This is a genomic window from Pseudomonas sp. B21-023, from assembly GCF_024749165.1.
Classification (GTDB): domain Bacteria; phylum Pseudomonadota; class Gammaproteobacteria; order Pseudomonadales; family Pseudomonadaceae; genus Aquipseudomonas.
Map to the genome: position 1 here is coordinate 3293784 of NZ_CP087190.1, position 17411 is coordinate 3311194.

16 protein-coding genes are annotated in these 17411 nt (G+C 65.3%); 12 read left to right on the top strand and 4 right to left on the bottom strand.

Features of this window, described 5'->3' with window-relative positions; all coding sequences use genetic code 11:
• Nucleotides 1-19 precede the first annotated feature (19 nt).
• Entirely contained in the window at nt 20-565 is a 546-nt protein-coding gene (locus LOY42_RS14730; protein ID WP_023631327.1) for a cupin domain-containing protein, read from the top strand.
• Nucleotides 566-942: 377 nt separating this feature from the next.
• Here LOY42_RS14730 and LOY42_RS14735 read toward each other — a convergent pair whose 3' ends face one another.
• Together LOY42_RS14735 and LOY42_RS14740 are read right to left on the bottom strand one after the other, a co-directional pair.
• Nucleotides 943-1542: a 2-hydroxychromene-2-carboxylate isomerase gene (locus LOY42_RS14735; protein ID WP_110699471.1), complete on the bottom strand. Its 600-nt coding sequence runs from the start codon at nt 1540-1542 to the stop codon at nt 943-945.
• A 27-nt stretch (nt 1543-1569) separates the two neighbouring features.
• Entirely contained in the window at nt 1570-2301 is a 732-nt protein-coding gene (locus LOY42_RS14740) for an SDR family oxidoreductase (RefSeq protein ID WP_139670841.1), read from the bottom strand.
• An 89-nt stretch (nt 2302-2390) separates the two neighbouring features.
• Here LOY42_RS14740 and LOY42_RS14745 point away from each other — a divergent pair, with 89 nt between their 5' ends.
• The 6 genes from LOY42_RS14745 to LOY42_RS14770 all read left to right on the top strand — a co-directional run bounded on the left by LOY42_RS14745 (nt 2391) and on the right by LOY42_RS14770 (nt 10755).
• The gene (locus LOY42_RS14745; protein ID WP_102684635.1) at nt 2391-2954 is read left to right on the top strand and encodes a TetR/AcrR family transcriptional regulator; all 564 of its coding nucleotides are present in this window, start codon (nt 2391-2393) and stop codon (nt 2952-2954) included.
• On the top strand, nt 2941-3534 hold the full coding sequence (locus LOY42_RS14750) for a DUF4157 domain-containing protein (RefSeq protein ID WP_139670839.1): 594 nt from the start codon (nt 2941-2943) through the stop codon (nt 3532-3534). Before LOY42_RS14745 ends, LOY42_RS14750 begins: the two co-directional genes overlap by 14 nt.
• A 152-nt stretch (nt 3535-3686) precedes the next feature.
• Nucleotides 3687-4928 (top strand): multidrug efflux RND transporter periplasmic adaptor subunit MexE, encoded by a 1242-nt coding sequence (gene mexE / locus LOY42_RS14755; RefSeq protein ID WP_038705949.1) that lies wholly within the window; start codon nt 3687-3689, stop codon nt 4926-4928.
• Nucleotides 4929-4940: 12 nt separating this feature from the next.
• Nucleotides 4941-8120, top strand: a complete 3180-nt coding sequence (locus LOY42_RS14760; protein WP_038705948.1) for an efflux RND transporter permease subunit — start codon at nt 4941-4943, stop codon at nt 8118-8120.
• Nucleotides 8117-9532 carry an efflux transporter outer membrane subunit gene (locus LOY42_RS14765; protein WP_139670837.1) on the top strand — a complete coding sequence of 472 codons (1416 nt, stop codon included), beginning with the start codon at nt 8117-8119 and terminating at the stop codon, nt 9530-9532. The genes LOY42_RS14760 and LOY42_RS14765 overlap by 4 nt, the downstream gene beginning before the upstream one ends.
• Nucleotides 9533-10137: 605 nt before the next feature.
• Nucleotides 10138-10755, top strand: coding sequence for a LysE family transporter (locus tag LOY42_RS14770; RefSeq protein WP_038705946.1), 618 nt, complete (start codon nt 10138-10140; stop codon nt 10753-10755).
• Nucleotides 10756-10758: 3 nt separating this feature from the next.
• On the opposite strand, the gene LOY42_RS14775 is transcribed toward LOY42_RS14770, so the two are convergent.
• The gene (locus tag LOY42_RS14775) at nt 10759-11154 is read right to left on the bottom strand and encodes a hypothetical protein (RefSeq protein WP_046855898.1); all 396 of its coding nucleotides are present in this window, start codon (nt 11152-11154) and stop codon (nt 10759-10761) included.
• Between the two features lie 68 nt (nt 11155-11222).
• Nucleotides 11223-11924 carry an NrtR DNA-binding winged helix domain-containing protein gene (locus LOY42_RS14780; protein WP_139670835.1) on the bottom strand — a complete coding sequence of 234 codons (702 nt, stop codon included), beginning with the start codon at nt 11922-11924 and terminating at the stop codon, nt 11223-11225.
• A 142-nt stretch (nt 11925-12066) separates the two neighbouring features.
• Here LOY42_RS14780 and LOY42_RS14785 point away from each other — a divergent pair, with 142 nt between their 5' ends.
• From LOY42_RS14785 to LOY42_RS14805, 5 genes are all read left to right on the top strand, one after another.
• Nucleotides 12067-12717: a nicotinamidase gene (locus tag LOY42_RS14785; protein ID WP_258598086.1), complete on the top strand. Its 651-nt coding sequence runs from the start codon at nt 12067-12069 to the stop codon at nt 12715-12717.
• Nucleotides 12714-13913 carry a nicotinate phosphoribosyltransferase gene (gene pncB / locus LOY42_RS14790; RefSeq protein ID WP_139670831.1) on the top strand — a complete coding sequence of 400 codons (1200 nt, stop codon included), beginning with the start codon at nt 12714-12716 and terminating at the stop codon, nt 13911-13913. Before LOY42_RS14785 ends, pncB begins: the two co-directional genes overlap by 4 nt.
• Before the next feature lie 118 nt (nt 13914-14031).
• Complete coding sequence (gene ppnN / locus LOY42_RS14795; protein WP_046855903.1) at nt 14032-15405, top strand: nucleotide 5'-monophosphate nucleosidase PpnN; 1374 nt, start codon at nt 14032-14034, stop codon at nt 15403-15405.
• 215 nt (nt 15406-15620) lie between these two features.
• Nucleotides 15621-16271, top strand: coding sequence for a TIGR04211 family SH3 domain-containing protein (locus LOY42_RS14800; RefSeq protein WP_094011156.1), 651 nt, complete (start codon nt 15621-15623; stop codon nt 16269-16271).
• Nucleotides 16272-16389: 118 nt separating this feature from the next.
• Nucleotides 16390-17400: a zinc-binding alcohol dehydrogenase family protein gene (locus tag LOY42_RS14805; RefSeq protein ID WP_258598089.1), complete on the top strand. Its 1011-nt coding sequence runs from the start codon at nt 16390-16392 to the stop codon at nt 17398-17400.
• Nucleotides 17401-17411 lie beyond the last annotated feature (11 nt).

Genomic DNA, 17411 nt, shown 5'->3' on the forward strand with positions numbered 1-17411 from the left:
CTCTGCAAACAAGGCGGCTATGGACACGGGGACACGACTCAAACTGGTGCGTGAACGCAACAACCTCTCCCAACGGGAGCTGGCCCGCCGCAGCGGCCTGACCAACTCGACCATCTCGCAGATCGAGCAGAACCGGGTCAGCCCTTCAGTCAGCTCCCTCAAGAAACTGCTCGAAGGGATCCCCATGTCCCTGGCCGAGTTCTTCAGTTTCGACGAGCCGGTGCGCGAGGAGCGCTATGTGTTCCGTGGCGGCGAACAGCCCGACCTGGGCCGCAACGGTCTGCGCATGCTGCTGGTCGGCGCCAGCGTCGAAGGTCGGCAGATGCGCATGCTGCGCGAGCTGTACGCACCGGGTGCCGATTCCGGCGAGCCGATCGTGCATGCCGAAGGCGAGGAATGCGGCCTGGTCACCCGTGGCACCCTGGAACTGTGGGTCGATGGCCAGGTGAGCATCCTCAATGCCGGCGACGGCTACTACATCCCCACCACCCTGCCCCACAGCTTCAAGAACATCGGCCCCGACGAGGCCGAGATCATCAGCGCCAACACCCCGGCGAACTTCTGATTCGCCAAAAGGGTTTCAGCGCTTGTGATATCGAGCGCCGCCCGCGCGGCGCATCGCTGGCAAGCCAGCTCCCACATCTGTTTCGGGCCAATCTGTCCTGTGAAGTCGTCGCTGTCCGCCTTGGTGCAGGTCTTGAGACAGGTAGAGCGGCAGTCATGCCCACGCTGAAACCGCGTCGTACCGACAAGGCGTACAGCCGCGGCGGCGCAGACATAACTGGCCCGAAATAAATGTGGGAGCTGGCTTGCCAGCGATGCGCCGCGCGGGCGGCGCTCGATCTCACAAGCGCTACAACCCTGACGACATACACCTGACAGCCATGAATCAATAGCACCCAAGGCCTTTAAAAGCGCTGCCTGCAAGAACGTGGTTGTACTTCATGCCTGCCTGACCAAGGCCTGCTCGACGAAATCCAGGCGGTCCTGGCCGAAGAACATCTGCCCGTCGACAAAGACCGTCGGCGCCCCGAACAAACCGCGCTCGACCGCCTCCTCGGTGGCTTTGCGCAAGGCGTCCTTGACCTCGGGCCGGGCGGCCAGTTCATGGAACATCTCGGCCTCGAAGCCACCGGCGGCCAGGGTTTCATCCAGTACCGCGGGATCTGCCAGATTGCGCCCATGCACGAACAGCCCTTCGAACAACACCTTCAACAGCGCCTCGAAACGCTCTTCGGCAAACAACTGGATGCCGATCAGCCCGCGCATCAGGTTCAGGGTGTTGACCGGGAACCCCGGCGGCAGGGTCAGCGGCACGCCATAGCGATCGGCATAACGCTTGAGGTCGATGCGCATATAGCGCCCCTTGGCCGGCACCATTACCGGCGAGGCATTGCCGGTGGCCTGGAACACCCCACCCAATAGAATCGGCTTGTACACCAACCGCGCCCCATGACGCGCGCACAGGGCGGGTAGCTGGGTGGAAGCCAGGTAGGTGGCCGGGCTGCCCAGGTCCAGGAAGAACTCGACGGTCTTGCTCATGATTCAATCCTTGTATGAGGGAGGGATTTACCAGCGCTCCATCCACGGGCGCAGGTCCAGCTCGAAGGTCCAGGCATCACGCGGTTGCGCATGCAGGAACCAGTAACTGTCAGCGATATGCGCAGGATCGAGGATGCCGTCCTGGTCCTTGAGCGCGTAGCGTTCAGGGAAGCTGTCGCGGATGAAGGCGGTGTCGATGGCACCATCGACCACCACATGGGCGACATGGATGTTCCGTGGCCCCAGTTCCCGCGCCATGCTCTGGGCCAGGGCGCGCAGGCCATGCTTGGCGCCGGCGAAGGCGGCGAAACCGGCCGCGCCGCGGGTGCCGGCGGTGGCACCGGTGAAGAGGATGGTGCCTTGCTCTCGGGTGATCATGCGCCGGGCGACCGCCTGGGCGGTGAGAAAGCCGGCGAAGCAGGCCATTTCCCAGATCTTGAAGTACTTGCGCGGGGTCTCCTCGAGGATGCTGCACGGCACATTGGCACCAATGTTGAAAACGAACGCCTCGATCGGGCCGATATCGCGCTCGATGGTCTCCACCAGCTCGGCGACCTCCTCTTCCTTGCGCGCATCCGAGCCAAAGCCATGGGCCTGGCCGCCCGCGGCGCGAATCTCGGCGAGCAGCGGCTGCAGCTTCTGCGCCTCGCGCCGGGTCACACAGGCGACATAGCCCTCACGGGCGAAACGCTTGGCAATCTCGCCGCCGGTGGCATCACCCGCCCCGATCACCAGCACGACTTTTTGTTGTTCTGCCATGGACCGCCCCATTGATGAATGATCGTTTAGTAAACGAACGCTATGCTACGATCAGCTCATCGTCAAGCCCACACCACGAGGTTGCGCGCATGCGCTACGCCACCGACCACAAGCAACAGACCCGCGAAAAACTGCTGTCCAGCAGCGGCGCCCTGGCCAAGCGCGGCGGTTTCGCCGCCACTGGCGTGGCCGGGCTGATGAAGGCCATCGGCCTGACCGGCGGCGCCTTTTACAACCACTTCCCGTCCAAGGATGACCTGTTCAGCGAGATCGTCCGCCGCGAGCTGGCCAACAGCCCGCTGGCGCGCCTGGTCGAACGTGGCACCGACCGTGCGCGGCTCAAGCGCCTGCTCGACCAGTACCTGAGCCTGGCGCACCTGCACAATGCCGAAGGCGGATGCCCGTTGCCGCCACTGGGGGTGGAGATCGCCCGCGCTGAACGGCCGGTGCGCGAACAGGCCGAACACTGGCTGCTGGAATTGCACCAGGCCTGGAGCGAAACCCTGGATGACCCCGACCTGGCCTGGGCCTTGCTCAGCCAGTGTGTCGGCGCGCTGGTGGTGGGTCGCATGCTGGCCAGCGAACCTGTGCAGGCACAGGTGCTGGACGCCAGCCGCAAGCTGGTCGAGCGGGTTTTCGATGAAGTTCGCTAGCACGCTGCTGGGCCTGCTGCTGGCCTTGCCCGCCGTCGCCCAGGACAGCTGCCCGACCGGGCAGTACCAGGTCTGCCTGGTGGTGTGTTTCTGCGCGCCCATCGACCCCAACCAAGGAGGCCAGGTGCTGCAGGATGTCGAGCGCATGGCCACCGGCAGCTTGGTGTTCGCCCTGCGCCAGGCCCGCGACGAAGCAGCCGCCAACGGCACGCAGCCGATTCCCCTGCATATCCGCGCCCAGCTCGAACCCTGGTACGACTTCGCCGTGCTCGACGCGGCGCGCTACCGGATCGGCAACGAACAGCAGATCAGCGCCGCCAACGCACTACTGCAGAACCCGGACGTCAACGCCGTGACCCTGATCGACACGGTCATCTTCCGCCGCCCCGCCGATGCCGAGGACAACGTGGCATTGTGGGCCCATGAGCTCAAGCACGTGCAGCAGTATCAGGCGCTGGGCGTCGAGGGCTTCGCCCAGCAATACACCCGTGACTACCAGGCGCTGGAGGGGCCCGCCTACGAGATCGAGGCCAAGGTGGCCAAGGCGTTACGTGAAAAGGCCGCTGGCGGGCCGCGCTGACTGCGCAATCTGATGGGTGCCCATGCGTCATGATTGATGATGGCACCCGACATATCATTGCCCGTGATAATAACCTTCGCTCCATTTGATTCGTGCGTCACGCGCAAGACACTCAAACTCCGCCCACTACTAATATCTCGGCGGAGTTCTCCATGGATCACTCACTCAAACCCTTGCGCTTCCCCCTCGCTGCCCTGGCAGTGGTGGTGCTCAGCGCTTGCGGTCGCACCCCCGACGCCGTGCAGGCTCCCGCCGCGCCCAAAGTCAGCGTAGCCAAGGTGATCGAACAGCCGATCAACGAATGGGACGAGTTCACCGGCCGCCTCGAAGCACCGGAAACCGTCGAGGTACGCCCACGGGTGTCCGGCCAGGTCGACCTGGTGGCCTTCACCGAAGGCGCCCAGGTGAAGAAAGGCGACCTGCTGTTCCAGATCGACCCGCGCCCGTTCCAGGCCGAAGTCCGCCGCCTCGAAGCCCAGCTGCAACAAGCCAAGGCCACCGCCATCCGCAGCGCCAACGAAGCCCGCCGTGGCGAGCGCCTGCGTGACAGCAACGCCATCTCCGCGGAGCTGGCCGAGTCGCGCACCAGCGCCGCCGCCGAGGCCCGCGCCGGGGTCGACGCGATCCAGGCGCAGCTCGACCTGGCCCGCCTGAACCTGAGCTTCACCCGCGTCACCGCGCCGATCAGCGGCCGGGTCAGCCGCGCCCAGTTCACCGCCGGCAACATCGTCACGGCCGACGTCACCCCGCTGACCAGCGTGGTCTCCACCGACAAGGTCTACGCCTACTTCGACGCCGACGAGCGCGTGTACCTCAAGTACAGCCAGCTGGCCCGCGACGGCCAGCGCGGCCAGAGCACCCCGGTGTACCTGGGCCTGACCAACGAGACCGGCAACCCGCATCTGGGCCAGATGAACTTCGTCGACAACCAGGTCAACCCACGCACCGGCACCATCCGTGGCCGCGCCGTGTTCGACAACCGCGACGGCCAGTTCACCCCCGGCCTGTACGCTCGCCTGAAGCTGGTCGGCAGCGCCCAGTACGACGCTGTACTGATCAACGACGAAGCGGTCGGCACCGACCTTGGCAAGAAGTTCGTGCTGGTAATGGACAAGGACAACAAAGCGGCCTACCGCGCCGTGGAACTGGGGCCCAAGCTCGAAGGCCTGCGTATCGTGCGCAGCGGCCTGGGCAAGGACGACCGCATCGTGGTCAAGGGCCTGCAGCGCGTGCGCCCTGGCTCGCCAGTCACCCCGGAAGAAACGCCGATGGCCAGCGAGCAGACCCTCGCCGCCCTCGCCCAGCAGCGTCAGGCCCTGGAGGCCAGCAACCCGGCGCCGAAGGTTGCCGGCGCCAATGTCAAAGTCGCCAGCGCCCAAGCGCCGCGCGGTTAAGGGACAACACCGATGAACTTTTCGAAATTCTTCATTACCCGGCCGATCTTCGCCGCGGTGCTGTCGCTGGTGCTGCTGATCGCAGGTTCCATCTCGCTGTTCCAGCTGCCGATCAGCGAATACCCCGAAGTGGTACCGCCCACCGTGGTGGTGCGCGCCAACTTCCCCGGCGCCAACCCCAAGGTGATCGGCGAGACCGTCGCCGCGCCGCTTGAGCAAGCCATCACCGGTGTCGAGAACATGCTGTACATGTCCTCGCAATCCACCGCCGACGGCAAGCTGACCCTGACCATCACCTTCGCCCTGGGCACCGACCTGGACAACGCCCAGGTGCAGGTGCAGAACCGCGTCACCCGTACCCAGCCCAAGCTGCCGGAAGAAGTGACCCGTATCGGCATCACCGTCGACAAGGCCTCGCCCGACCTGACCATGGTCGTGCACCTGACCTCGCCGGACAACCGCTATGACATGCTCTACCTGTCCAACTACGCCATCCTCAACATCAAGGATGAGCTGGCGCGCCTGGGCGGCGTGGGCGACGTGCAGCTGTTCGGCATGGGCGACTACTCGCTGCGCGTGTGGCTCGATCCGAACAAGACCGCCTCGCGCAACCTGACCGCCAGCGACGTGGTGGCCGCGATCCGCGAGCAGAACCGCCAGGTCGCCGCCGGCCAGCTCGGCGCCCCGCCCGCCCCCGGTTCGACCAGCTTCCAGCTGTCGATCAACACCCAGGGCCGCCTGGTCAACGAGGAAGAGTTCGAGAACATCATCATCCGTGCCGGTGCCAACGGCGAGATCACCCGCCTGAAGGACATCGCCCGGGTCGAACTCGGCTCCAGCCAGTACGCCCTACGCTCGCTGCTGAACAACCAGCCGGCGGTGGCCATCCCGATCTTCCAGCGTCCGGGCTCCAACGCCATCGAGATCTCCGACGAAGTGCGGGCGAAGATGGCCGAGCTGAAGAAGGACTTCCCCGAAGGCATGGACTACAGCATCGTCTATGACCCGACCGTGTTCGTCCGTGGCTCCATCGAGGCGGTGGTGCACACCCTGTTCGAAGCGCTGGTCCTGGTGGTGCTGGTCGTCATCCTGTTCCTGCAGACCTGGCGCGCCTCGATCATTCCGCTGCTGGCCGTGCCAGTGTCGCTGATCGGTACCTTTGCGGTCATGCACCTGTTCGGCTTCTCGCTCAACGCGCTATCGCTGTTCGGCCTGGTACTGGCCATCGGTATCGTGGTGGACGACGCCATCGTGGTAGTGGAGAACGTCGAACGCAACATCGGGCTGGGCCTGAAACCGCTGGAAGCCACGCAAAAGGCCATGAGCGAAGTGACCGGGCCGATCATCGCCACGGCGCTGGTGCTGTGCGCCGTGTTCGTGCCGGCGGCGTTCATCTCTGGCCTTACCGGGCAGTTCTACAAACAGTTCGCCCTGACCATCGCCATCTCCACCGTGATCTCGGCGTTCAACTCGCTGACCCTGTCGCCGGCCCTGGCCGCCGTGCTGCTCAAGGACCACCACGCGCCCAAGGACCGTTTCTCGCGGTTCCTGGAAAAACTCCTGGGCAGCTGGCTGTTCGCCCCGTTCAACCGCTTCTTCGATCGCGCCAGCCATGGTTATGTCGGTGGCGTGCGCCGGGTCATCCGCTCCAGCGGTATCGCCCTGTTCGTCTATGCCGGCCTGATGGGCCTGACCTACCTGGGCTTTTCGTCCACCCCGACCGGCTTCGTGCCGTCCCAGGACAAGCAGTACCTGGTGGCCTTCGCCCAGTTGCCTGACGCCGCCAGCCTCGACCGCACCGAGGCGGTGATCAAGAAGATGAGCGAGATCGCTCTCAAGCAGCCAGGCGTGGCCGACTCGGTAGCCTTCCCGGGCCTGTCGATCAACGGTTTCACCAACAGCCCGAACAGCGGCATCGTGTTCACCCCGCTCAAGCCGTTCGACGAGCGCAAGGACCCGAGCCAGTCGGCGGCAGCCATCGCGGCCGCACTGAACGCCCAGTTCGCCGATATCCAGGACGCCTACATCGCGATCTTCCCGCCTCCGCCGGTACAAGGCCTGGGCACCATCGGCGGCTTCCGCCTGCAGATTGAGGACCGCGGCAACCTGGGCTATGAAGCGCTGTACAAGGAAACCCAGAACATCATCGCCAAGAGCCACAACGTGCCGGAACTGGCGGGCCTGTTCACCAGCTACCAGGTCAACGTGCCGCAGGTCGATGCCGCCATCGACCGGGAAAAGGCCAAGACCCATGGCGTGGCGATCAACGACATCTTCGACACCCTGCAGGTCTACCTGGGCTCGCTGTACACCAACGACTTCAACCGCTTTGGCCGCACCTACCAGGTCAACGTCCAGGCCGAGCAGCAGTTCCGCCTCGACGCCGAACAGATCGGCCAGTTGAAGGTGCGCAACAACCTGGGCGAGATGATCCCGCTGGCGACCTTCCTCAAGGTCAGCGACACCTCGGGGCCTGACCGCGTGATGCACTACAACGGCTTCATCACCGCCGAGATCAACGGTGCCGCAGCCCCCGGCTACAGCTCCGGCCAGGCCGAGGCTGCGATCGAGAAGCTGCTCAAGGAAGAGCTGCCCAACGGCATGACCTTCGAGTGGACCGACCTGACCTACCAGCAGATCCTCTCGGGCAATACCGCACTGTTCGTGTTCCCGCTGTGCGTGCTGCTGGCGTTCCTGGTGCTGGCCGCCCAGTACGAAAGCTGGAGCCTGCCGCTGGCGGTGATCCTGATCGTGCCGATGACCCTGCTGTCGGCCATCACCGGGGTGATCATCTCCGGTGGCGACAACAACATCTTCACCCAGATCGGCCTGATCGTACTGGTGGGCCTGGCGTGCAAGAACGCGATCCTGATCGTCGAGTTCGCCAAGGATGAACAGGCCAAGGGCCTCGACCCGCTGGCTGCGGTACTGGAAGCCTGCCGTCTGCGTCTGCGGCCGATCCTGATGACCTCGATCGCCTTCATCATGGGTGTGGTGCCGCTGGTGTTCTCCTCCGGCGCCGGTGCCGAGATGCGTCACGCCATGGGTGTGGCGGTGTTCTCGGGGATGATCGGGGTGACCGTGTTCGGCCTGTTCCTGACCCCGGTGTTCTTCTTCCTGATCCGCCGTTTCGTCGAGCGTCGCCAGGCCCGCAAGGCCGAGCACGCCGTGGCACTGGAGAACCATGCATGAAGTTGCTCAAACCCCTGACCCCGAGCCTGCTGGCACTGGCCCTGGCGGCCTGCGCGGTGGGCCCGGACTACCAGGCCCCGCTGACCGAACCGGCCAAACTGGACGCCGGCCTTGAAGCCAAAGCCTATGACCGCAGCCGCTTCGAGAGCGTGTGGTGGAAACAGTTCGACGACCCGGTGCTGAACCAGCTGGTGCAGGCATCGCTGGACGGCAACCGCGACCTGCGCGTGGCCTTCGCCCGTCTGAAAGCGGCGCGGTCGATTCGCGAGGACGTGTCCAACGACCAGATCCCCGTGGTCACCAGCCGCGCCAGCAGCGAGTTGGGCAAGGGCCAGGTCCCTGGCCAGACCGAGCGCCGGGTCAACAGCGAACGCTATGACCTGGGCCTGGACATGGCCTGGGAGCTTGACCTGTTCGGCCGCATCCAGCGCCAGATCGAGGCCAGCGAAGCCCAGGAAGCGGCGGCCGAGGCCGACCTGCAGCAACTGCAGGTCAGCCTGATCGCCGAGCTGGTCGACGCCTACGGTCAATTGCGTGGCGCGCAACTGCGCGAGCAGATCGCCGTGGCCAACTTGAAGACCCAGCAGCAGTCGCGGGACATCACCGTGACCCTGCGCGACACCGGGGTCGGCAACGAGCTCGACGTGGTCCGCGCCGACGCCCGCCTGGCGGGTGTCGAAGCCACCGTGCCGCAATTGCAGGCCGAACAGGTACGGGCGAAGAACCGCATTGCCACCCTGCTCGGCCAGCGCCCGGACGCGATGGCCGTGGACCTGTCGCCCAAGGCCCTGCCGGCCATCGCCAAGGCCTTGCCGGTGGGCGACCCCGGCGAGCTGCTGCGCCGCCGCCCGGACATCCGCAGCGCCGAGCGCCAGCTGGCTGCGGCCACGGCCAACGTAGGCGTGGCCACCGCCGACCTGTTCCCGCGGGTCAGCTTGAGTGGCTTCCTCGGCTTCACCGCCGCCCGCGGTTCGCAGATCGGCTCCTCGGCGGCCAACGCCTGGGCGCTTGGCCCGAGCATCACCTGGGCGGCGTTCGACCTGGGCAGTGTGCGCGCCCGCCTGCGCGGCGCCAAGGCCGATGCCGAAGGGGCGTTGGCCAACTACGAACAGCAAGTGCTGCTGGCCCTGGAAGAGTCCTCCAACGCCTTCAGCGACTACGGCAAGCGCCAGCAGCGCCTGCTGGCGCTGATGCGCCAGAGCGACGCCAGCCGCAAGGCGGCGGACCTGGCCTCGGTGCGCTACCGCGAAGGCACGGTGGATTACCTGGTGCTGCTGGACGCCGAGCGCGAGCGCCTGAGCGCCGAAGACGCCCAGGCCCAGGGCGAGGTCGAGCTGTACAGCGGCATCGTCGCGATCTACAAGGCGCTTGGCGGCGGCTGGCAACCCGATGTGGTGGCCAGCTCGCGCTGACCGCCCCCTGATGTGAAGACTCCTTTGGTTGGTTCCTCCCCCAACCGTTTGCCCCGAAGGCCTTGGTCTTCGGGGCTTTTTTATGCGCCGCTGGTGCCTAGGCGTATCCCCTGGATCGGCCTTTCAAGGTGTTCGGCGTTGGAGTTGCAGCGTTCTTGAGATCGAGCGCCGCCCGCGCGGCGCATCGCTGGCAAGCCAGCTCCCACATCTGTTTCGGGCCAATCTGTCCTGTGAAGTCGTCGCTGTCCGCCTTGGTGCAGGTCTTGAGACAGGTAGAGCGGTAGTCATGCCCACGCTGAAACCGCGTCGTACCGACAAGGCGTACAGCCGCGGCGGCGCAGACATAACTGGCCCGAAATAAATGTGGGAGCTGGCTTGCCAGCGATGCGCCGCGCGGGCGGCGCTCGATCTGATAGGCAGAGCAAGGCTTGCGGTGAACACCTGGAGGCCCTTACTCGGTCAATAGTCTCGGGCGCAAAGACCTAGGATCGGCCTCACGCTCTTGACCGCCAGCAACACCTCCCTGTGCCGTCATGGCTTTGCAACTGCCGCGAATAATGGCATATATCGTAATCTGCCCGCCCAACACCCCCAGGAGAATCCCCATGCTCGGCGTGACCGACTACGGCGCTTTCGTGATCGCGTTCCTCATCCTCCTGGCGATCCCCGGGCCCGGCAACTTCGCCCTGATCACCGCCACCGGCAAGGGCGGCATCAAGGGCGGGCTGGCCGCCACCTTCGGGGTGATCCTCGGCGACCAGGTGCTGATGTGGCTGGCGGTGGCCGGCGTGGCCACCTTGCTGGCCACCTACCCCACCGCCTTCCACGTGGTGCAGTGGGCCGGCGCCGCCTACCTGGCCTGGCTCGGCCTGCGCATGGTGCTGAGCAAGCCCGGCGGCGCCCCGCGCGAGAGCCGCATGGCCAGCGGCCGCTACCTGCGCCAGACCATGATGATCACCCTGCTCAACCCCAAGGCGATCATGTTCTACATGGCGTTCTTCCCGCTGTTCATCGACCCGGTGCGCCACCAGGGCGTGGTCACCTTCGCCTTCATGGCGCTGACAGTGGCCGGGCTTACCTTGCTCTACGGCCTGATCGCGGTGTTCCTTACCCACCGACTGGCCGAGCGCATGCGCGCCAGCCCGCGCATCGCCAACCTGCTCGAACGGCTGGCCGGCGCCTGCCTGGTCGGCTTCGGCATCAAGTTGGCGGCGATGCGCTGAGGCTCAGGCGTCGCGCAGCAGGTCGTGGGCGTCGAGCAGGCGGAAGGCCACTTGCGGGTTGCGCTCGAGCCCCCGGCGGATCGCCGCGGGAATGGCTTGGCGCGTCTTGCGGCACAGGCCCAACTGCGCCTCCAGTTCGATGACGATACCGCGCATGGTGCGCACTTCGTTGAAGCCTGGGGCGATGTGCACGCGGATGCCGAGCTGCTCGTAGAGGCGTGACTGCAGGCGCTGCAGGTCTTCAAGATCCCTGAGGTTCTCCAGGCGCTCGACCAGGCGCTTTTCCTCCTCTCGGGTGAGCAACAGGATGCGCCGCTCCGGGCCGTCGGCCAGGCGTTCGCGGCCGCAGTCGCAGGCGCCTGGTGGACACGGGTGGCGTAAGGGAGGCAGGTTGGTCATGGGGGCAAGGATAGTCGCTACTCGACAACAGCAGGAAGTGGCCGTGACGCGATTGCGGCCTGTCCTGGCTATCCTCCCGCCAGCAGGCTCCGGTCGAACATGAACGCCCCCGCCCCCTGCGGGGTGTGCCGGTACAGCTGCTGCGGCCGCCCGAGCCTGGGCTGGACCTTCTCGCCGGTGTCCTGCACCCAGCCTTCGCTCTTCATGCGTTCAAGGCGTTTGCGCAGCGAGGTGTTGTTGACCACCTGCCCCAGGCACGCCTGCACCGCTGCCAGGGCGTCCAGCACAGTGAACCGCTCGGGCGCCAGGTACAACGGCAGGTTGGTGTACACGGCCTTGGCCGCCAACCGCTCACTGGCGCGCTCGACCAGCAGGCCATGGTCGAACGGCAGCGACAGCTCACGCGACAGAACGCTTTGAAGGTCAAAGAAGGCAACCTGCGCGTTTTCTACCACGACCGCCGGATCGAGCAGCGCCAGATAGTAGGTGCTCAAGGTCCAGCCCCGTGGGTCGCGAACGCCATTGCCTTCAGTGCCTACCTGTTCCAGATGGCGGGGGACCACCTTGGCCTTTTCCGCCAGGACACGGGCGGCGGCGGCATCCAGACTGTTGTCCGAGGTGCTGCCATTGACGATCACACCTGGCAGGGCCCATTGCCCTTCGTAGGGCTCGCGTCCACGCCGGTGCAGCAACACCTCCAGGCGAAGGCTGTGCGGCGACAGGCGCAGGGCAATGATATCCACGCTGGCCAGGACTTCTGCTGTGCTCACGGTACGATTCCTTCTGATAACCCGCCTATATTCCACCAGGGCCATTAAATCTATCAAGGGCTAATTCTAATGTGGGAATAGCCTTGACACACATAGTACACCAGGTGAATTATATGACCATCTCAGCCGAGGACCTCTGCCCATGATCATCGCCAGCTTCGACGTCGACGCGCAAAACGGCTTTACCGCCAACGCTCCCCAGGAGTTGCCGGTACCTGGCGGCCACCTGATCGCGCCTGCGCTCAACACCATGGCCCAGCGTGCCACGCTGCGCTTGGGCAGCAAAGACGCCCACCCGGCAAACGCCGCCTGGGCAGTCGCCGAGCCGGCCCAGATGCTGCAACCCCTGGCCCTGCCCAATGCCGACCTGACCTGGGTCAGCCACTGCGTCCCCGGCACGCCCGGCTTCGAACTGCTCCCCGGCCTGCCCGCCCCCATCGACTACGACTACTTCGTCTGGAAAGGCGTCGAACCCGACCTGCACCCCTACGGCGCCTGCTACCACGACCTGGCGGAACGCCGCTCCACCGGTGTCATCGAGTTCCTCAAGGTGCAACAGGTACAGGCGATCATCGTTGGTGGCCTGGCGCTGGACTACTGCGTGCGCACCACCGCCCTGCAACTGCGCCGCGCCGGTTTCGAGGTGTTGTTGTACCTGCCGGCCTGCCGCGCACTGAGCGCTGAGGGCGCACAGGCTGCCTGCACTGCAATGGTCAATGCGGGCATCCAGCTGTGCGGCGACGAACAGGCCCTCGACGCCCAGCTCACCGCCCTCAAGGAGGCTCGCCCATGAGCGACAGCGTTTTCGGCCCACGGATCATCCAGAACCTGCTGGATACCGACTTCTACAAGATCACCATGATGCAGGCGGTGCTGCACAACTACCCCAACGCCGAGGTGGAATGGGAATTCCGCTGCCGCAACAACGAGGACCTGGCGCCCTATCTCGCCGAGATCCGCTACCAGGTCGAGCAGTTGGCCGATGTGTCGATTACCCACGACCAGCTGGCCTACCTGGAAAAGATCCCGTTCATCAAGGCGGACTTCATTCGCTTCCTCAGCCTGTTCCGCTTCAACCTGCGTTATGTGCAGGTGGGCCTGGACGACGCCGGGCAACTGGCGATCCGCCTGCGCGGCCCCTGGCTGCACGTGATCCTGTTCGAGATCCCGCTGCTGGCGATCATCAGTGAAGTACGCAACCGCTATCGCTACCGCGAGGTGGTGATCGAACAGGTCGGTGAGCGCCTCTACCAGAAGCTCGACTGGCTCAAGGCCGAGGCCAGCGGCGACGAACTGGCCGGCCTGCAGTTGGCCGACTTCGGCACCCGCCGGCGTTTCTCCTACCGGGTGCAGGAAGAGGTGGTGCACATCCTCAAGCGCGATTTCCCCGGGCGCTTCGTCGGCACCAGCAACGTGCACCTGGCCCGCGAGTACCAGGTCAAGCCTATCGGCACCATGGCCCACGAATGGTTCATGGCCCACCAGCAGCTCGGTCCGCGCCTGGTGGACAGCCAGGCCGCCGCCCTCGAGTGCTGGGTGCGCGAGTACCGCGGCCAGCTTGGCATCGCCCTGACCGACTGCATCGGCATGGACGCGTTCATGAAGGACTTCGACCTGTACTTCGCCAAACTCTTCGATGGCCTGCGCCATGACTCGGGCGAGCCGCTGGCCTGGGCCGAGAAAGCCATCGCCCACTATGAACGGCTGGGTATGGACCCGAAGGGCAAGACCCTGATTTTCTCCGACGGGCTGGACTTCGAGAAGATGCTGACCCTCTACCGCGCCCTGCACGGGCGGATCAACGTCAGCTTCGGCATCGGCACCAACCTGACCTGCGACATTCCCGGGGTCACGCCGATGAACATGGTGATCAAGATGACCGCCTGCAACGGCGCGCCAGTGGCGAAGATTTCCGACAGCCCGGGCAAGACCCAGTGCCGGGACGAGAACTTCGTGGCATACCTGAAACATGTGTTCAAGGTGGCGTGAGGCACCTTGTGAGAGCGGGCTTGCCCACAGGCTTTTTCAGCCGGCCCCTCGTTGCCACGCACATTTGCTTGTATGGTGTTGTCCAAGAAGGATGTTTTACCCGCACAGGAAAGACCAGATGCCCCAACGCAATGTCATCAACGCCTCCGTCAGCCCCAAGGGCAGCCTGGAGACGCTGTCGCAACGTGAAGTCCAGCAACTGAGCGAAGTCGGTACCGGCAGCCTCTACACCCTGTTCCGCCAGTGCGCCCTGGCCATCCTCAACACCGGCGCCCATGTCGACAATGCCAAGACCATCCTCGAGGCCTACAAGGACTTCGAGGTGCGCATCCACCAGCAGGACCGCGGCGTGCGCCTGGAACTGCTCAACGCCCCGGCCGACGCCTTCGTCGATGGCGAGATGATTGCCAGTACCCGCGAGATGCTCTTCAGCGCCCTGCGCGACATCGTCTACACCGAGAGCGAACTGGCCAGCCAGCGCATCGACCTGGAAAGCTCGCAAGGCATTACCGACTACGTCTTCCACCTGCTGCGCAACGCCCGCACCCTGCGCCCCGGTGTCGAGCCGAAGATGGTGGTGTGCTGGGGCGGCCACTCGATCAGCACCGAGGAATACCAGTACACCAAGAAGGTCGGCCACGAGCTGGGCCTGCGCAAGCTGGATGTCTGCACCGGCTGCGGTCCGGGCGTGATGAAAGGGCCGATGAAGGGCGCCACCATCGCCCATGCCAAGCAGCGCATGCACGGCAGCCGCTACCTGGGCCTGACCGAGCCGGGCATCATCGCCGCCGAGGCGCCCAACCCGATCGTCAACGAGCTGGTGATCCTGCCGGACATCGAGAAGCGTCTTGAAGCCTTCGTGCGTGTCGGCCACGGCATCATCATCTTCCCCGGCGGCGCCGGTACCGCCGAGGAGTTCCTCTACCTGCTCGGCATCCTCATGCACCCGGACAACCAGGGCCTGCCGTTCCCGGTGGTGCTCACCGGGCCGCGCAGCGCCGAGCCGTTCCTGCTGCAGTTGCATGCCTTCGTCGGCGCCACCCTCGGCGAGGCGGCGCAACGCCACTACCAGATCATCATCGACGACCCGGCCGAAGTGGCCCGGCAGATGGTCGAGGGGCTGAAGGCAGTCAAGCAGTTCCGCCGCGAGCGCAACGACGCCTTCCACTTCAACTGGCTGCTGAAGATCGACGAAGGCTTCCAGCGCCCGTTCGACCCGACCCACGAGAACATGGCCAACCTGGCCCTGCGCCGCGACCTGCCGCCACACGAGCTGGCGGCCAACCTGCGCCGGGCGTTCTCGGGCGTCGTTGCCGGCAACGTCAAGGACAAGGGCATCCGCCTGATCGAGGAGCACGGGCCTTACCAGATCCGCGGCGATGCGGCGATCCTCGACCCGCTCGGGCGCCTGCTGCAGGCATTCGTCGACCAGCACCGCATGAAGTTGCCCGGTGGGGCGGCGTATGTGCCGTGCTATGAAGTAGTGGCCTGAAGGCACTGGGGCCGCTTTGCGGCCCTTTCGCCGGCGAGCCGGCGCCCACAGCAGCCAATAAGTCCTGGTTTTTCGCAATATTTTGCAGATATTTCCTGCGCCAGGTGGTGAACCTGCCTACAAAAAAACGGTCTTTCGCTGACGGTCAATCCACCCGACCGGATCGCCGGCCCAGTCATCGGGCCTTCATTCGTCCTGTTTCAGCGAAGACCAGCATGCCAGACATCCAGCCCGCTTCCCCTGCCCTCACCGCCCTGCGCGGTGGCCTGATCGCCGCCCTGATCGCCCTCGCCGCCCCGGCCCACGCCGAAGAGCCGGCCACTGATGCGCGTTGGGTCAGTGACAGCCTGAACACTTACGTACGCAGCGGCCCTACCGATGGCCATCGCATCGTCGGCACGCTCAAGTCCGGGCAGAAGGTCACCCTGGTCACCAGCCAAGGCAACTACAGCCAGGTACGCGGGCAAAGCGGCGACCTGGTGTGGATCCTCACCAGTGACCTGCAGGCGGTGCCCGGCCAGAGCGAGCGCCTGCCGCAGCTCGACGCCCAGGTGGCCGAACTGTCCGGCCAGCTCAAGACCATCGACGACAGCTGGAAGAACCGCGTGCAGGGCATGCAGGAGACCCTCGACTCGCGCAAGGCGCTGATCGACGAGCTGGAAACCCGCAACAAGGCACTCAACGAGCAGCTCGAGCAGAGCCAGTCGAGCCTGCGCGATACCCAGGCGCGCCTGGGTGACGAGAACAAGCAGGTGATGATGCGCTACATGGTGTATGGCGGCAGCATCGCCGGCGCCGGGCTGCTGGCAGGGCTGATCCTGCCGGCGCTGACCCGTGGGCGCAAACGCAACGATCGCTGGTTCTGACCAGCATGGCCGCTACATTTTCAAGAAAATGCTGAAACTGTTCCCGTGATTGCGATGTTTTTGCGATAAATCTTGCAGGCTAAGGTTGCCCTACCTACCACTCAGGGACCCTGATGCCATGAAAGCCATCGTCTTCACCCAACACGGCCTGCCGCTTACCGACCCGGCCTCGCTCTATGACAGCGACCTGCCCGCCCCTGTCCCCGGCCCACGCGATTTGCTGGTGGAGGTCCGCGCCATCGCGGTCAATCCGGTCGATACCAAGGTCCGCGCCGGCAGCGGCAGCACCAGCCAACCCAAGGTGCTGGGCTGGGATGCGGTCGGTGTGGTGCGCGCCATCGGTGAACAGGTGACCCTGTTCCAGCCCGGCGACGAGGTTTTCTATGCCGGTGCCATCGACCGTCCCGGCAGCTACAGCGAACTGCACCTGGTCGATGAGCGCATCGTCGGCCACAAGCCGCGCAGCCTGGACAATGCCAGCGCCGCCGCCCTGCCGCTGACCTCGATCACCGCCTGGGAGCTGCTGTTCGACCGCCTGGGCGTGCGCGAAGGCGGCGGCGAAGGGCAAAGCCTGCTGATCGTCGGCGCCGGCGGTGGCGTGGGCTCGATCCTCACCCAGCTGGCGCGCCAGCTCACCAACCTCACCGTGATCGGCACCGCCTCGCGCCCCGAAACCCAAGCCTGGGTACGCCAACTCGGCGCCCACCAGGTGATCGATCACAACCAGCCGCTGACGCCCCAGCTGGACGCCGTGGGCATTGGCCAAGTGGACCTGGTGATCAGTCTGACCCACACCGACCGCCACTTCGCCCAGTTGGTCGAGGTGCTGCGCCCACAAGGCCGCCTGGCACTGATTGACGACCCGGCCAGCCTCGACGTGGTGCCGCTCAAGCGCAAGTCGCTGTCGTTGCACTGGGAGCTGATGTTCACCCGTTCGCTGTACCAGACCGCCGACATGATCAAGCAGCACGCACTGCTGGAGCGAATCGCCGGGCTGGTCGATGAAGGCGTGATCAAGACCACGCTGGGCGAGCATTTCGGCGCGATCAACGCGGCCAACCTGCGCCGCGCCCATGAGTTGATCGAAAGCGGCAAGGCAAAGGGCAAGGTTGTACTGGAAGGTTTCTAGTCCGATAGGGG

What these genes read in the sequence shown, in the direction of transcription:
- LOY42_RS14730 (WP_023631327.1), top strand. Translation starts at nt 20, where the DNA reads ATGGACACGGGGACACGACTCAAACTGGTGCGTGAACGCAACAACCTC.
- LOY42_RS14735 (WP_110699471.1), bottom strand. Translation starts at nt 1,542, where the DNA reads ATGAGCAAGACCGTCGAGTTCTTCCTGGACCTGGGCAGCCCGGCCACC.
- LOY42_RS14740 (WP_139670841.1), bottom strand. Translation starts at nt 2,301, where the DNA reads ATGGCAGAACAACAAAAAGTCGTGCTGGTGATCGGGGCGGGTGATGCC.
- LOY42_RS14745 (WP_102684635.1), top strand. Translation starts at nt 2,391, where the DNA reads ATGCGCTACGCCACCGACCACAAGCAACAGACCCGCGAAAAACTGCTG.
- LOY42_RS14750 (WP_139670839.1), top strand. Translation starts at nt 2,941, where the DNA reads ATGAAGTTCGCTAGCACGCTGCTGGGCCTGCTGCTGGCCTTGCCCGCC.
- mexE (WP_038705949.1), top strand. Translation starts at nt 3,687, where the DNA reads ATGGATCACTCACTCAAACCCTTGCGCTTCCCCCTCGCTGCCCTGGCA.
- LOY42_RS14760 (WP_038705948.1), top strand. Translation starts at nt 4,941, where the DNA reads ATGAACTTTTCGAAATTCTTCATTACCCGGCCGATCTTCGCCGCGGTG.
- LOY42_RS14765 (WP_139670837.1), top strand. Translation starts at nt 8,117, where the DNA reads ATGAAGTTGCTCAAACCCCTGACCCCGAGCCTGCTGGCACTGGCCCTG.
- LOY42_RS14770 (WP_038705946.1), top strand. Translation starts at nt 10,138, where the DNA reads ATGCTCGGCGTGACCGACTACGGCGCTTTCGTGATCGCGTTCCTCATC.
- LOY42_RS14775 (WP_046855898.1), bottom strand. Translation starts at nt 11,154, where the DNA reads ATGACCAACCTGCCTCCCTTACGCCACCCGTGTCCACCAGGCGCCTGC.
- LOY42_RS14785 (WP_258598086.1), top strand. Translation starts at nt 12,067, where the DNA reads ATGATCATCGCCAGCTTCGACGTCGACGCGCAAAACGGCTTTACCGCC.
- pncB (WP_139670831.1), top strand. Translation starts at nt 12,714, where the DNA reads ATGAGCGACAGCGTTTTCGGCCCACGGATCATCCAGAACCTGCTGGAT.
- ppnN (WP_046855903.1), top strand. Translation starts at nt 14,032, where the DNA reads ATGCCCCAACGCAATGTCATCAACGCCTCCGTCAGCCCCAAGGGCAGC.
- LOY42_RS14800 (WP_094011156.1), top strand. Translation starts at nt 15,621, where the DNA reads ATGCCAGACATCCAGCCCGCTTCCCCTGCCCTCACCGCCCTGCGCGGT.
- LOY42_RS14805 (WP_258598089.1), top strand. Translation starts at nt 16,390, where the DNA reads ATGAAAGCCATCGTCTTCACCCAACACGGCCTGCCGCTTACCGACCCG.